Raw genomic sequence first — 14,843 nt, forward strand, 5'->3', positions numbered from 1 at the left:
CACAGCTTACTTTAGGTAAAACTGTGCGTTTTTATTTATATAAGTATTAAAGGATTAAAACTTATATTCAGCAGAAATTTTGTATGAACGACCAGGTTCATAAACTTGCGTCCACGGTGTACGGTAGTTTTCATCAAACGCATTGGCGACAGTGAAATCAACCTTTAAGCCTTCCATGTTTGAGGTTGGCTCCCATGAAGCATAGAAATCAACAAGTTCATAAGACTTATAAGAACCTTCGCTATCACCTTTCGGAAGGCGATCTTGAGTGCTGGCAAAGATAGCTCGTGTACCTACTTTGGTGTCGATTTCCCAGATACCGTAGTCAACTTGCGCTACCCATTTATCGGCAGGAATATTACTTAACCACTCACCCGTATTTTCATCTTTACCACGTGTTTGACCGTACGATAGCAATGTATTTAATCTGTCATAACGGTACTGGGCAACAACTTCAAAACCTTTTAATTTAGCATTATCAATATTGTTTGAAGTACTTGTACCACCACAACCAACACCAGAACCACGGTTTGCCATCATACACGCTATCATTTCGCTACGGCTTGGTACCGTTACATCTAGATTGATAAAGTCTTTAACTTTATTTTGGAAAACGCTTGCTGTGATCAGTAACTCATCATCACCAATAAGGTTATCGAAATTAAATGTACCTTTTAATTGGATATTATGCGCCTGCTCTGGCTTCAAGTTCGGGTTCGGTACAAATACATTAGTAACAGGTCCCATTTCAAAGTGAGTACCGTCCATAAATAATTCAGACGTATTTGCAGCTCTAAATGCTTCGTCATATCTTAATGACCATGCCATCCAATTTGTTGCTTGCCAGTTAGCACCTACAGATGGAGACCAAGCATCTTGCTTATTATTTTCGAACCCTTCCGCTTTTGACTCAAACGTGTCGTAACGTAAGCCTGCATCTAGTTCAAGTGACTCTAATAGTGAGTAATTAACATGAGCAAAGCCACCTAAAGTTGTTACTTTAGCACCATCAGGAGGTGTTGGACGCCTTGAGGTTGTTACTGGACGTTTAGTATCTAACTTATCTTCATAACCATCAGCACCAATAAAGACTTGGAAGCGGTCTAAATCAGATTTATTGGTAACAGAGAAACCTGTTGTAGTAATAGAACTGATATCTTTTTCAGTATTTCCATTACCTAACTCTTTAATATCTGTATCGTTACGATAAATTCTAAAGGCACTATCAATTAGGTTACTTTCAGGGTTATAAGCATACTTTAATGTAATATTTTGATCCGTGGACGTACGGTCAATTAGTTTATCTTCTGTGCTTAATGGCTCTGTCGAGCCGACAACTGGTGGGTGTCCATCATAATCAGAAATACGGTAATCTAAACCAATACTTTGACTATCGGTAAAGTGCCAATTAAATTTAGCTAACCCCGTCTTATTAATCGCTTCAGTACCATAGAGCTTATAACCATTGCCTTGCTCCATCACACCACTGTCTTGATAACTACCAGCTAATAACCAATCTACATTATCTTGTTTGTTAGCTATCGCACCAACGGTGGTCACAACATTTCCGTTACTCTGGTAACCCGTTTTAACTTTGCCACCAAAGCCTGTATCTTCTACCAAGTCATCTGCAGTGATTGTATTTTGAATAACTACACCACCAATAGCACCTGAGCCATATAAAGAACTTACAGGGCCTTTTACTACCTCAATGTCACTGATCAAAGTTGGATCTAAGAAGAAGGATGGTCGGTGATCAAACTGGACATTTTGGCGGTTCCCATCAATGATTTGTAAGACTTTATTACCTTCTAAGCCTCGAATATTAACGGATTGATTACTCGCAACATTACCACCAACAACAGATACGTTTGGTATAAATTTTACCGCTTCAGCGACTGAGTTAACCTGCATTTCATCAAGTTCTTCGCTGCTAACTTTTGCAACCGTCCTTGTTTTATCCTGGTTAGTTTCATCAACCCTAGAAGCCGAAACAACAACCTCATCAAATTGAGAAACATCGTTGCTGGCATAAACAGATGGAGAAAGAGCCGCTACTAAAGAGCTGGCGATCAGAGTTAATTGCTTGTTCATATATCCCTACTTCACAATTTTTTATTTGTAACAAAATCTGCAAACATTATTACAAACAAAAACGATAATTACTATCATTTAGATTAAGAAATGATATTTATTTGATTCGCATTATTAGAGGGAATATTCATTCCTATATAAGCCATTTACTATTGATTACTAACATTAAGAAAGGGTGTCACGGTATAATTAACGTGTGTTTTTCGTACAAAAAGAAAACAATTAACCCATCTATTTATTTGTGATTTAATAAGTATTATTTTTCACTTTAATACGCTTGATAAACAGCAATATGATTGTTAGTATGCGCGCTCGTTTTACGACACTAAGTAAGGTCGCATTACTTAGTGAATCATTTATATCAAAGAGTATTGATTATGAAATTTAATGCAGTAGTACGTACAGATCTAGGTAAAGGTGCGAGCCGCCGCCTACGTCTTCAAGAGCAATTCCCAGGTATCATTTACGGTGGTGAAGCAGCACCAGTTGCTATCGCTCTTAAGCACAGCGATGTTATCAACCAAATGGACAAGCCTGAGTTCTACGAAGGTTTCGTACTAGTAATCGACGGTCAAGAAGTTAAAGTTAAGCCTCAAGACATTCAACGTCACCCGTTCAAGCCTAAAGTTGAACACATGGACTTCAAACGCATCTAATTGCGGGTTCATAAACGTTTTTATTAAGCACTCCTCGGAGTGCTTTTTTTATATTTAAATAATCGCATCGATATATTTACTAAAATAACGACTGTTGCGGATCATCCTCTTGCTCAATATTCTTATCTAACTCTTGCTGCAATTTAGCTCGGTGACGCCTTAATACTTGCTGTTTACGGCGACGACATATATCAAGTACCAGATGTTTTTCATCATCGGTCATTTTAAGCCAATACAAACGCTCTTCCCTACTACGGAAGCATCCTTTGCAATACCCCTTATTATTCACTTCACATATTCGCGTACAGGGACTTGGAATATCAAAAAAGTCTTTCTGTTCCATGCCTACTAAATTTCGTCATCATACCTTTAATGAGAATAATAGATTTTAATCACTCGTGCTGTTATTAAGTGAAAAACACTGACAAAATTTTGCTAATTCGTTAATTCTGTATTGATTTTATGAAAAAATAGTCAGTTATGTTGGTTGCTTTCATCACCTCAACTCTGATAAGGTTATTCAAGTTGTCATGGCTGATAACTAATTTTTACATTATATATCTAGTCATGTCCCCGAATAGATATATCAAAGGAGGGAACCATGGATTTTTTTGTACCATCGGCTAAAAACCTTGAACAAGCGGAATCTGTTTATTCCTCGATTGCTGCACATGTCTCAGCACCTATTCCGAGCGATAGTAAACGCGTAAGTAAGTTAGTTTGGTCACATGAAGGAACGGTATGTATTGGTGAGGTAGGCAAACTTCCGCCAGATATATTCCGTGCACCTGAAGAAATTCTAGCTATTTTTGAATGTGGTGATGTATACAAAATCTGTACTCAAAACCGTGGTGTGATAAATTTCGATCCTATTCTTGCTAATACTAAAGATGTATCTAAAGTTGAGTTCTTTAAATAGCTTTATTTATTAGCAATAAAAAACGCGCTTATATAGCGCGTTTTTTTATATCTTTTATTTAATATTTGTTGCCTTATTCGACGCGATCATCAGATTCTTCCGCTAAGTTTAAAAACTTTAAGCCTAAGCTAAGTAATAAAATCGAAACCGGTAAAATAAGAATTTTCCAATCAAGGTTATCGAAATTGACCAATACGGCTTCTAAGAACTTAACAAAAAGAATGATCACAATCACTTCTGCTAATACATTCTTTAAGTGCCCAATATTCGGTGTTTTGATCCAACCTAAAACATTTGTTTTATCTGCGTCTGGTGATTTCTTATTTGATATAAATAATGTAAATACGCCATGAGCAAAGATAAACAATACAAAAGCGATTAAGAATGTATCGAGTGACTTGATTAAATAATACGTCGCTATGTCTGCAGTATCTAAATGCGCTAGGCTGTTATGCGGTACTTCATTAAAAAATACCACAGCAAACGCAGTATACGTTTTCATTGCACCAACAATAAAAAGTAACAATGAACCAAGAGTAGAACAAATGATGGCTAACCAGCCTACATATCGAAAAGCATTAAATGTTTTTTTCATAATGGGGATAATCTAAAAGTTTTTCACATTATAAAGAATAAACCATAAACTACTAGTAACAATGAATATCGAAAAGAACAAACAACCATTATGGTAGTAGTTAAAACAATCCTAACTGTGGCGCTGTAATATCATCAAAATATTTACCTATAAACGGCAAGATACCATCTGCAACCGGTTTTAATTGCTTATCAATATAATGGTTATAGTCGATAGGACTTTGACGATACTCACTTGGCTCGGCACCTGATACCGTAAATACATATTCAATCGTCCCTTTATTTTGATATTGACGAGGGCGACCTAATTTTAGGTTCATTTCATCAGCTAAACGGGCTGCACGTACCTGTGGTGGTATATTTTTCTGATAGTCCGCTAAATTTCGTCTTAATCGCTTACGATAAATAAGCAAATCATCAAACTCCCCTGCTAACGTTCGCTGAGTATAATCACGGACATAATCATCAACATCCTGACCATGGAAAACCATTTGATACAGTGACTGCTGAAAATGTTGAGCTAGTGGTGTCCAGTCAGTTCGAACCGTCTCTAATCCTTTAAATACGATCTCTTCTTTACCCCCTCGCCACACTAAACCGGCATAACGTTTTTTACTACCCGTTTCTTGTCCACGAATAGTAGGCATTAAAAACTTGTGGTAATGGGTTTCATATTCAATCTCAAGAGCCGATGTTAAGCCATATTCATCACGTAGATGCGCTGTCCACCACTGATTAATATAAGCGACTAAGTCATTTCCGATAGCATTTGCATCATCTTGTGAATGGCCTTTTTTGAGTGATACAAAAGTTGAGTCGGTATCACCATAAATCACTTCATAGCCTTTAGTTTCAATTAACTCTCGAGTTAATTTCATTATTTCATGACCACGCATAGTAATCGATGAAGCTAAACGGTGATCAAAGAAACGACAGCCTGACGATCCTAATACACCATAAAATGAGTTCATGATGATTTTAATTGCTTGGGAAAACGCTTTTTCGCCATCACGTTTGGCTTGATCACGTGCAGCCCATAAATCTTCAATCATCTTCGGTAAGAAATGCTTGGTCCGATGAAAACGTCCGCCGCGAAATCCATTAATGGCTTGGTGTTCCGCTTTACCTTCTTCTTGATTTAACCCTTCTACTAGCCCCATAGGATCAATCCGAAAAGATCGGATAATCGAAGGGTATAGTGATTTAAAATCAAGAACTAATACAGAATCATACAACCCGGGTTTAGAGTCCATCACATAACCGCCGGGACTTGCAATCCAATTATCACTAACAAGGTTTGGTGCGATATAACCTGCTCTGTGTAATTGTGGCATATAAAGGTTGGTAAAGGCGGCAACTGAGCCCCCTACACGATCCAATTCAACGCCCGTTAAACGGCACCGTTCAATAGCAAAATCGAGTAAATGAGTATGCTCAAAAATGCGAGTCACTAACGCACAATCTTGTAAGTTATATTTAGCAAGTGAGAGCTTATCATGGCGAAACATATGATTAATTTCCGCCATCCGATCATGAACGTTATGAATCGCTTTACCTTCACCCAATAATTCTTGTGAAACTGACTCTAGCGACCACGAACGAAAGTTATAAGTCGCGGTTTTAAGCGTATCAATACCATCCATGACGACTCGTCCGGGAACAGTAATAAACCCTTGATTAGGATTTTGCGAAGATGGTCGATAATGTGGTGTTTGTCGTCCACGACCAATACGTAAATTAACTTTATTCCACTCAGCACGATGCAGTAATAAACGAAAATCAAAGTCGATAACGTTCCATCCAATGATCACATCAGGATCAAAAGCCATAAACCACGACTCTAACGACTGTAATAATGCCTTTTCATTTTCGACCCACTCGATGAACAATTCACTAGAATCGCTATAACCATCAGGTGCTTGCCCTACCATGATCACTCGGCTATCAGCATCGCAGTGTAAACCAATAGAATACAGTACGCCTTTTTCAGAACACTCAATATCTAACGACACGACATTCAGTGTTGGCACATAATCAACAGGTTTTACTTTAGTTTTTGTAACTTCAATATGGCCTGAACGCTGGCGCTGATCACCGGTAAAAACCAAACCGCCACGAACAAAACGTTCCATTAAGTAGCGATCTGCTAAACGAATATCTGATTCAAAAACATCAATAAGCTCAGCAGAAAGTGCTTTTACCGCAGAGAAGCCATCGCGAATAGTCTGGCAATAACAGGCAGAAACAACATGATGTTGAAAGGTTTTAAGTGGCAGATCTTTCCACTCTGTCGTGATATTCGCACTCGTTAATACCTGTTGAGCTTGCGCTTTTTGCTCTGTACGAACAAAGAAAACAGGCTTATCTCCTATAATAGACAAACGATATGGACCATTTTCTGTTTTAACCCAGAGAATGATTTCTGTTTGTCCATTAATGTCACGACTTTGGCGAGTTAAGACAAAACCCGTTGTTAACGACTGCAAATAAAACCTCTGCTGTTGATATGATCACCCGATCTTTTTTTCTATTTTTTCAAACTCTGCCACAATCCAATCACCAACATGTTCAACTAAAAACAAAGCGGCACGTTTGGGCACTTGCGGACCATTAATTAGAATTTGAATACGTTCAATATCGACTGTTTTGTAAGGATAAAAATGAAGAAAGAAGTCTGCACATTGCTGTTCACTATAAGCTAAACTCGATGTGCGATGTGCCACCAGCATAAAACAACTTCGTAGCATCTTCTTACCCACCTTTCGGCACAATGCGTTATATTCTGTCACGCTTTTCGTTGCCATGATTTTACTACGACAATCCGCAAGTACCGCTTTTATATCACTATTAAACGCTTTTGCTATCTCCCAACTCGGTTCAAACAAACCAAATTGTGTCGCCAAGCTATCGCCATAAAGGCATACGCTACAGTGCTTAAACCAAAAACCCCATTTAAAAATCGATGCCAGTGTCATCACTTCATCTCGCGTAACCACCGTCAGATCAACCTGAGTGATAACGTTATAACGATAGGCTATTTGTTGACAAAGTGAGTCTAATACACGGTTTTCTGATGCCGATAATGATCTATTAACAACCAGTGTTATATTAAGATCCGAACGTTCTGTTCTCGCGCAACGAGCGGCAACACTGCCATTAAGGTATATGCTGTGTATCTGCTCTGAAAACTCAGCCTGAAATTGTTTTACCAAAGCTAATAACACTGGCATATAAGGTGCTTGAAATGGGGTTAATTCATCAAGAACAGGTAGTCTTTTCATTACAAATACAACTCATAGACAGCTTCAATCCGTAAAAACAGCAATAACAAATCGTAATAAAAATGTAGATTTTTATGCTTTATTCTCTCTATATACTACCAAATTCAACCTATCGATAGTAAAAACTCAAAATCGCTGTTTTTCTGCTTAAATTTTCATTCAAACTATCATAGGCATCGCTTCTTACTGCGGTTTTAGTATAATCACCACTCTTACAAACAAAGAGACAGATCTTAATCTATGGAAACTCAAAACCTGATTTCTTACGATGACGTTATCGATGCGGCATACGATATTTTCTTAGAAATGGCACAAGATAACTTAGAGCCAGCAGACGTATTATTATTCACTGCACAATTTGAAGATCGTGGTGCAGCTGAAATCGTTGAAACACGTGATGACTGGGCAGAACACGCTGGTTTTGATGTGGATAAAGAGCTTTTTGCTGAAGTTATCATTGGTCTTGTTAACGAAGAAAACGATGAACTAGATGACGTGTTTGCACGCATGCTAATCAGCCGTGATCCTGAAAACAAAGGCTGTCATATTTTATGGAAACGCGATTAGACATCGTATTCCTGATATAAAAAAGGCGATATCAACATCTTTTCAATTGATGTGATATCGCCTTTTTTTACTTTCACAAAAATAATAGAGCTTAATTAACTCGCCAGTATAGTGATGTCGTGTTTCTCACTACGTCGAATCCACACCAAACTCAACACGACAATAATTGCCATTACTGAAAGTACAGCACCTAAGTTAAACTGACTTTGCGCACTCATTGCTGATGCAGCTAGTGTCGCTAAACCTGCGCCTAAATTCTGAAGCCCACCAAGCACAGCTCCAGCTGTACCAGCATGATGCGGAAACGGCTGAATTGCTAATGTGGTAGCGGCAGGAAATAAAACGCCAGCCCCAATAAAATAAATAAACGCACCACCAATTAAACTAGTAACTGTTACCAGCCCTTCCATACCTGGAATAATAATCGTAATTGCGCCTGTAAGTAATGCAAACATCCCCAAGAATAAAACGCGGTTTGTGCCTAATCGCTTCATCAGTTTATTTGAGCCCCAAGAACCCAATAAATAACCCGGTAAAGGCACAATGAATAGCCAGCTGACGGTACTCGGATCAAGTTTTAATACACTACCCAGTAATACCCCTGCTGATGCTTCAAACGTAGCGACACCTGCAAATGTGGCAATTAAACACACCACATAACCTTGGAAACGACGATTAGATAATACATAACGATAACTTACCCATACTCGCTCCGCTCGACGATTTTCTAAGGGTAATGTTTCGCCAAAAGAACGCATTAAGGCGAGCGTTACAAGTGCGCCAAAACCTAATAGGAAAATATAGATAGATTCCCAGCCTAGGTGTTCTGATAAATAGCCACCTAATACTGGTGCGATCAATGGAGAGAAGATCACCCCCATACTGACTAAACTATTTACTTTATGTAAGTCATCACCGTCATAACAATCGCGTGTAACTGTTCGGCTCATTGCACCACTTGTACCAGTACCCATACCTTGAATAAAACTAGCAAGTAGTAGTACATCAAAACTTGGGGCAACTAACGCAATAGCAGTACCGATCAAGAAAATGACCATACCGCTGATCATTACGGGACGTCGACCAATACGATCAGATAACGGCCCATAAACAAACTGCGATAAACCATAAGGAATTAAATACGCGGCCATCACTGCCTGTAAAGAAGCAGCTCTAACACCAAAGAACGTCGCCATTTCTGGAATTGCTGGGACGTACATTGTTTGGGTCATTTGCCCAACAGCAATAAAAATAATAAGTAAGAATAGGAACTTACCCATATTCGAAGACGATTGCTTAACCACAACCATTACCCTCAGACAGAATAATATTTCATAAAGAACCCGATAAAATTAAAAACGAGCTCAACAAACAGAATAAAATTCTAATTTAACAATAAATATTGAATACAACATTCAATATAAATTCTTATATTAGAACCTATGACTAAATTTAAGACGAGATGTTAATCCTGATGCTGGATTAAGACAAGAAGATATTGCTTGATTTAGCACGAATAAAATTTGAATTTGGATTACATTTTCTAATGTGTAAGTGTGGGGAATATTGTTTAGAAAAATTGTACATATACAAAAAAGCCCTGCGAGCAATACAGGGCTTATTTTTACGAACAATACGGCTTAATTTTCGAAATTAAAGCGATGATGACCATGACTTGCTTTGGTTTTAAGGTAACTTTCATTACCATCTTTCACATGCGCTTTAGTACCAACAACTTCAACAATATTGATACCATTTTCGCTTAATTCACGAATCTTTTTAGGGTTATTAGTAACAAGTCGAATCTCAGTTAAACCCAGTGCTTTCAACATATATGCCGCTTCACTGAAATCACGTAAATCGTCACCAAAACCGAGATGATTGTTCGCTTCATATGTGTTCATACCTTCACTTTGAAGCTTATAAGCATCAATTTTATTGTACAAACCAATACCACGGCCTTCTTGACGAAGATAAAGAATAATACCGCCTAACTCACCCATCTTTTCAATAGTTTCATCTAACTGTTCACCACAGTCACATCGAGATGAGTGGAAGACATCACCAGTTAAACATTCAGAATGCATACGCACCAAGGGTGCTATTGTTTTATCTGCATCTTTAAAAATAACGGCAACGTGTTCTTTACCAGACTCAAGCCCATTGAACGAAAGCAAATCTGCAGGAATATTGCTTTTTAAACCAACTTTAAAAGGCACTCTCGCCCTAACATTTACCATATTCTTCCTAAGCATTTGCTAATACTCAATCATAAGGAATGTTATTGCTTATGATGACTATCGACTTAATTTCAACCTGTGAATAATAGCGAAAATTACCACATGACAACAGTGCTGCGCTTTAAACAAAGATAATACGTGATTAATCGTTTAAAAAGATCACCAACAGGTTAAATTTATCGTACTGTGCAGCAGGAGCTCACGTATGCTACTATTAATATGTTATATTATAACACATCTAATACCTAAGCAATTTGCTCGACTATTTTATAGGTTATCAGCTAACGTCATCAATTTAGATAAAATCACATCTCCAGCAACACCTAAGCCATTATGTTCATATTCATTAGTCACCCATACTTTAGCGTGATTTAATCCTGCCACTGTTTGGCAACTTAAATCATAATCAACATACATATCATCAACATAGACAGCAGCAACAACGGGAACGGTATTGTTCACTAATTGCTGAGCATCATATAAGTTAAACCAATCATCTTTGGCTGCAAGTAACTCTGCCGCAACTTTTAGTGGTTGTAAGCAATGCAGTTGATCGAACATCCACGGGTAGACCATCTCCCCAGTGAAGAAGAAATCTTCTCCCTTTGCGTAATTAAACTGTGGGTATTCACTACGTACACGTTGTGCTGACCAGTTCGATGCTTCATGTTGGCAATAGATAGATTCATGCAAAATCGCGTAGATAGGATTTGTCTGATAGCTTTGCTCTAACAACATTTGGTTTAAAAAGCTGTAGCTCAACTCAGGTTTACCACCAACGTCAATAAAAGCTTCATCAAGAATGTAGTACATGGCTAAATCACCACCACCTCGACCTAAATTAATCCCCCACAGTTGGAATTGTTCAACAGTAAAACGTTGGCCATTAGGTAACCGAACGTCATTGTCCAATAAGAAATTAGCAATATCGACACATTGCTGTTGTGCATTTGGAAAGCGCGTAAAGAAACCATTATTTTTAGCGAGTACACGTTTATAAGTAGCACGATAAACGTTATCAGCATGCCCTGTGATCGGCGGAATACCTCCGGTTAAATAAGCACGTGTTAATGACTCAGGGTAATAAGATAAATAATGCAATGCGCAGAACCCACCAAAGCTTTGCCCTAAAATTGCCCATTGTTTAATATTTAATGCTTCACGAATAAATTCAGCATCTTTGACAATATTATTAGCGCGAAAATAGCTTAAATATTCTGTTTGCTGCTCTGACGTTTTATCAGACAATGTTTGATGAGAAATCGGAGAGCTTTTCCCTGTGCCTCGTTGATCAAGCAGTAATACGCGGTATTTCGTTAATGCTTGCTTAAGCCAACCTGAATTGCTCGTCGGGCGGGGTGATGGAAATCCAGGTCCACCTTGTAAATAAACTAACCACGGCAAATTATCATGTTCGTGGTTTTGCTTCACTACTTCCCTAGCATAAACCGTAATTTTTTCTTGATGAGAATCATTATAATTCAGCGGAACAGAAAACAAATGTGATTTAAATAATAAGCCATCAGTTTTATATATTTTTTGCATTTACTTTAACTCCATTATTAAGTTAATTAATAATACAATATTTAACACAAGGTTATATAAGCGTTAAAATATATAACTACAAGTGCTAATTTTACAGTTATTCATTCTATAAGTGTATTTATATTTGAAACAAACAGCTTAAAAATAATAGAATATACCTAATTAGAATCGATGGTGATTTCAATATTATGAATAACAATTTATTACTTCGTTGGAAGCAACCTTTAATCGTTTTTATTTTAGGTTTTTGCTTAATATTTCTAATGCAGAATGTATTAAAAGTTGTTTTATTTCAGTATGAACTTTATCACCGTGTCAATTTAAAGAATAAAATTGTAGAGCCATCGAGTCTACTATTAGATACAGGTATGAAAACGTTAGATTCTGATCTTTACCTGCCTGAACATGAAGGAATTATTGCTATAAACGGTATGGAAAAGTTGATACCAAAACTCACTTTTACCTGTTCAAAGCATGATATTAAAGAGATGAGAATAGCGAATGACATGTCTACTAATATCACTTTTTTGGGGTTAATCACGCCAGATACGAGTTGTTCAATATATGGCCTTCATTCGCCGATTAATGCTAGTTATGACAGCAAAAATGCAATTACACTAGATAACTACACCATTACTCCATACTTAGGTAGTCGAATTAAAATTATTCGACATTTTCCTAACAATAGTTACCTAATGACAATCACTGATCCGTTAAATCGTCAACTGTATTTTAATAATACCGACGAACGTAATGTTGTTATTTTTCTTGGCTATAAAGATAAGAGAATTGATATTCAATCAAAAATAAATACCAATAACCACTATCATAAATTCACAGAAAAGCTCAGTGATAATATTTACATCGATGTCTATGTTACACCTAAAGGCTTAACCGATATTGTGCATTCTGAACTTGATCTCGTAAACACTTTCCTTGGCATTTTGATCTTTATCATTTGTTTGTTTTTATGGTTACGTCCTCAACAGCGAACGATTACGATGGCTATTGAACGAGGAATTAAGAAAAAAGAATTCATACCGTATTATCAACCTATTATCAATTCAGTAACAGGTTCTATTATCGGTTGTGAGAGCTTAATTAGATGGTGTAAAGCAAATGGTGAAATTATTTCTCCTGCTATTTTTATCGATATTGCCGAACAGAATAAACAAATTTACGAGATCACTGATCTTCTGATATCACAAGTTACCAATGATATTACAAAACTAAATAATATTAGTGATGATTTTTTTATCGGTATAAATGTTGTCCCACGCCAACTTCAAAATCAAACATTTGCAACAAAACTACTGAATACTCTTTCAGCAAATAAAGTACCTAATCATCGTATTTCGATAGAAGTGACAGAGCGTACCCCTTTTACGGATTTAGCATCGGCAAAAGCCGTAATGCAACGCCTTGTTGATAACCATATAGGCATAAAATTAGATGACGCAGGAACAGGTTTCGGTGGTTTTAGCTACTTTCAAGAGTTACCTATTAACACTTTAAAAATTGACAAAATGTTTATTGATACAATCGGTACTTGTGACGTTAAAGCTAATATTTTAAACGCTATAATTAGCTTTGGAAAAGAAGCAAAATTAACGATGATTGCTGAAGGTGTAGAAACACTAGAGCAAGTTAATTATCTAAAAACCCAAGGTATATTTCTAATTCAAGGTTTCTTTTATGCAAAGCCAATGCCCTTTTCTGATTTAGAGAGATATATTGATAACAATATTAAAAAAGATAAACATTAGAGACTTATGAGAATAAAATGATATTTATTCTCATTCAATTCTTTCATATTTGAAATCTTTATTCTTTTTTTTAAATTACACAGTATAAAATTAAAAGAGTATATTTATACTATCAACGATGTAGATAATTATATCTTTATATCGTTTGCCATAAATAATAAATTTATGGCGGGAGATGATGTTCCTCCTTCAACCGCCTTTCAATAAAGGATAATGACGTCTAACAACATTCGACTCTAAATCGTCGAGGACCGTGTATTTGTTAAAATGGTTAATTATAATTTTAATTAGTTATAATAATTTTTGCATTCGGCGCGTTGTTATTTCATTTTTGTCCTCTTCTATTTTCTGCTCGATAAAGAATTATCAATTCAACACGGCTGAGCGTTATACAACTCTTCCCTACTCTGAGTTTTATAATTAGTAACGCGGTGTCTAGTGAGGCAGAGCAATGCAATACTCAACTGAAGTACAAAATATGTGTCCTATCTCTCGTGGTCCACATCACGAGTCTGCACCCATTCCTGTTGAAGGTCGTTGGGTACAACCTAAAGATGTTATTGCAATTTCTGGTGTTAGCCACGGTTGTGGTACTTGTGCACCACAACAAGGTGCTGCAAAACTAACTTTAAACGTGAAAAATGGCATCATCGAAGAAGCATTAATCGAAACTATCGGTTGTTCAGGTATGACTCACTCTGCGGCAATGGCTTCAGAAATCATCACTGGCAAAACTATCCTTGAAGCACTAAACACAGACCTTGTTTGTGATGCTATCAACGTTGCAATGCGTGAAATCTTCCTTCAATACGTTTACGGTCGTACGCAAACGGCTTTCTCTTTAGACGGTCTTCCAATTGGTGCTGGTCTAGAAGATCTTGGAAAAGGTTTACGTAGCCAAGTAGGTACGCATTACGGTACTCGTGAAAAAGGCCCTCGTTACATGGAGATGGCTGAAGGTTACGTTACTAAAATTGCACTTGATGACAACGACGAAATCATCGGCTACCGCTTTGTTAACATTGGTAAGATGATGGAATCAATCGGTAAAGGTGTTCCAGCAGATCAAGCAATGGAACAAGCAACAGGTCAATATGGTCGTTTTGACGAAGCGGTTCGCACAATCGATCCTCGTCACGAATAATCAGCCAAGCTGTTATCCATATATTTAATTACACCTA

At 37.1% G+C, this 14,843-nt stretch carries 13 protein-coding genes and 1 riboswitch; of the genes, 5 read left to right on the top strand and 8 right to left on the bottom strand.

Going from position 1 to position 14,843, the window contains the following annotated elements:
* Window positions 1-54 precede the first annotated feature (54 nt).
* Window positions 55-2,094: a TonB-dependent hemoglobin/transferrin/lactoferrin family receptor gene (locus tag CTN01_RS04285; RefSeq protein ID WP_045150344.1), complete on the bottom strand. Its 2,040-nt coding sequence runs from the start codon at window positions 2,092-2,094 to the stop codon at window positions 55-57.
* A 377-nt stretch (window positions 2,095-2,471) separates the two neighbouring features.
* Here CTN01_RS04285 and rplY point away from each other — a divergent pair, with 377 nt between their 5' ends.
* On the top strand, window positions 2,472-2,750 hold the full coding sequence (gene rplY / locus CTN01_RS04290) for a 50S ribosomal protein L25 (RefSeq protein WP_045150345.1): 279 nt from the start codon (window positions 2,472-2,474) through the stop codon (window positions 2,748-2,750).
* A gap of 79 nt (window positions 2,751-2,829) precedes the next feature.
* Here rplY and CTN01_RS04295 read toward each other — a convergent pair whose 3' ends face one another.
* Window positions 2,830-3,093 (bottom strand): DUF1289 domain-containing protein, encoded by a 264-nt coding sequence (locus tag CTN01_RS04295; protein WP_080890437.1) that lies wholly within the window; start codon window positions 3,091-3,093, stop codon window positions 2,830-2,832.
* Window positions 3,094-3,351: 258 nt separating this feature from the next.
* Here CTN01_RS04295 and CTN01_RS04300 point away from each other — a divergent pair, with 258 nt between their 5' ends.
* Complete coding sequence (locus CTN01_RS04300) at window positions 3,352-3,669, top strand: hypothetical protein (RefSeq protein WP_045150346.1); 318 nt, start codon at window positions 3,352-3,354, stop codon at window positions 3,667-3,669.
* A gap of 73 nt (window positions 3,670-3,742) precedes the next feature.
* On the opposite strand, the gene CTN01_RS04305 is transcribed toward CTN01_RS04300, so the two are convergent.
* From CTN01_RS04305 to CTN01_RS04315, 3 genes are all read right to left on the bottom strand, one after another.
* Window positions 3,743-4,264 (bottom strand): YqhA family protein, encoded by a 522-nt coding sequence (locus tag CTN01_RS04305; protein ID WP_045150347.1) that lies wholly within the window; start codon window positions 4,262-4,264, stop codon window positions 3,743-3,745.
* Between the two features lie 100 nt (window positions 4,265-4,364).
* Window positions 4,365-6,749 carry a DNA polymerase II gene (locus CTN01_RS04310; protein WP_045150348.1) on the bottom strand — a complete coding sequence of 795 codons (2,385 nt, stop codon included), beginning with the start codon at window positions 6,747-6,749 and terminating at the stop codon, window positions 4,365-4,367.
* A gap of 24 nt (window positions 6,750-6,773) precedes the next feature.
* Window positions 6,774-7,544, bottom strand: a complete 771-nt coding sequence (locus CTN01_RS04315) for a hypothetical protein (RefSeq protein ID WP_045150349.1) — start codon at window positions 7,542-7,544, stop codon at window positions 6,774-6,776.
* A gap of 240 nt (window positions 7,545-7,784) precedes the next feature.
* Here CTN01_RS04315 and CTN01_RS04320 point away from each other — a divergent pair, with 240 nt between their 5' ends.
* Entirely contained in the window at window positions 7,785-8,111 is a 327-nt protein-coding gene (locus tag CTN01_RS04320; RefSeq protein WP_005368211.1) for an HI1450 family dsDNA-mimic protein, read from the top strand.
* Window positions 8,112-8,206: 95 nt separating this feature from the next.
* Here CTN01_RS04320 and emrD read toward each other — a convergent pair whose 3' ends face one another.
* The 3 genes from emrD to CTN01_RS04335 form a co-directional block, all read right to left on the bottom strand.
* Window positions 8,207-9,421, bottom strand: coding sequence for a multidrug efflux MFS transporter EmrD (gene emrD / locus CTN01_RS04325; RefSeq protein ID WP_045150350.1), 1,215 nt, complete (start codon window positions 9,419-9,421; stop codon window positions 8,207-8,209).
* Window positions 9,422-9,751: 330 nt separating this feature from the next.
* Window positions 9,752-10,351: a GTP cyclohydrolase II gene (locus CTN01_RS04330; RefSeq protein ID WP_045150351.1), complete on the bottom strand. Its 600-nt coding sequence runs from the start codon at window positions 10,349-10,351 to the stop codon at window positions 9,752-9,754.
* 267 nt (window positions 10,352-10,618) lie between these two features.
* Window positions 10,619-11,896 (bottom strand): alpha/beta fold hydrolase, encoded by a 1,278-nt coding sequence (locus CTN01_RS04335; RefSeq protein WP_045150352.1) that lies wholly within the window; start codon window positions 11,894-11,896, stop codon window positions 10,619-10,621.
* Between the two features lie 188 nt (window positions 11,897-12,084).
* Between CTN01_RS04335 and CTN01_RS04340 the strand changes: the two genes are divergently transcribed.
* Together CTN01_RS04340 and CTN01_RS04345 are read left to right on the top strand one after the other, a co-directional pair.
* Complete coding sequence (locus CTN01_RS04340) at window positions 12,085-13,662, top strand: EAL domain-containing protein (protein ID WP_045150353.1); 1,578 nt, start codon at window positions 12,085-12,087, stop codon at window positions 13,660-13,662.
* Between the two features lie 162 nt (window positions 13,663-13,824).
* Window positions 13,825-13,892: riboswitch (Fluoride riboswitch) on the top strand.
* Window positions 13,893-14,113: 221 nt separating this feature from the next.
* On the top strand, window positions 14,114-14,806 hold the full coding sequence (locus CTN01_RS04345; protein ID WP_005368217.1) for an iron-sulfur cluster assembly scaffold protein: 693 nt from the start codon (window positions 14,114-14,116) through the stop codon (window positions 14,804-14,806).
* Window positions 14,807-14,843: the final 37 nt, after the last annotated feature.

Origin of the sequence: Photobacterium angustum (assembly GCF_003026365.1) — a bacterium.
Lineage (GTDB): Bacteria > Pseudomonadota > Gammaproteobacteria > Enterobacterales > Vibrionaceae > Photobacterium > Photobacterium angustum.

Excerpts from the sequence above, each read along its gene's own strand:
- CTN01_RS04285 (WP_045150344.1), bottom strand. The coding sequence starts at position 2,094 with ATGAACAAGCAATTAACTCTGATCGCCAGCTCTTTAGTAGCGGCTCTT.
- rplY (WP_045150345.1), top strand. The coding sequence starts at position 2,472 with ATGAAATTTAATGCAGTAGTACGTACAGATCTAGGTAAAGGTGCGAGC.
- CTN01_RS04295 (WP_080890437.1), bottom strand. The coding sequence starts at position 3,093 with ATGGAACAGAAAGACTTTTTTGATATTCCAAGTCCCTGTACGCGAATA.
- CTN01_RS04300 (WP_045150346.1), top strand. The coding sequence starts at position 3,352 with ATGGATTTTTTTGTACCATCGGCTAAAAACCTTGAACAAGCGGAATCT.
- CTN01_RS04305 (WP_045150347.1), bottom strand. The coding sequence starts at position 4,264 with ATGAAAAAAACATTTAATGCTTTTCGATATGTAGGCTGGTTAGCCATC.
- CTN01_RS04315 (WP_045150349.1), bottom strand. The coding sequence starts at position 7,544 with ATGAAAAGACTACCTGTTCTTGATGAATTAACCCCATTTCAAGCACCT.
- CTN01_RS04320 (WP_005368211.1), top strand. The coding sequence starts at position 7,785 with ATGGAAACTCAAAACCTGATTTCTTACGATGACGTTATCGATGCGGCA.
- emrD (WP_045150350.1), bottom strand. The coding sequence starts at position 9,421 with ATGGTTGTGGTTAAGCAATCGTCTTCGAATATGGGTAAGTTCCTATTC.
- CTN01_RS04330 (WP_045150351.1), bottom strand. The coding sequence starts at position 10,351 with ATGGTAAATGTTAGGGCGAGAGTGCCTTTTAAAGTTGGTTTAAAAAGC.
- CTN01_RS04335 (WP_045150352.1), bottom strand. The coding sequence starts at position 11,896 with ATGCAAAAAATATATAAAACTGATGGCTTATTATTTAAATCACATTTG.
- CTN01_RS04340 (WP_045150353.1), top strand. The coding sequence starts at position 12,085 with ATGAATAACAATTTATTACTTCGTTGGAAGCAACCTTTAATCGTTTTT.
- CTN01_RS04345 (WP_005368217.1), top strand. The coding sequence starts at position 14,114 with ATGCAATACTCAACTGAAGTACAAAATATGTGTCCTATCTCTCGTGGT.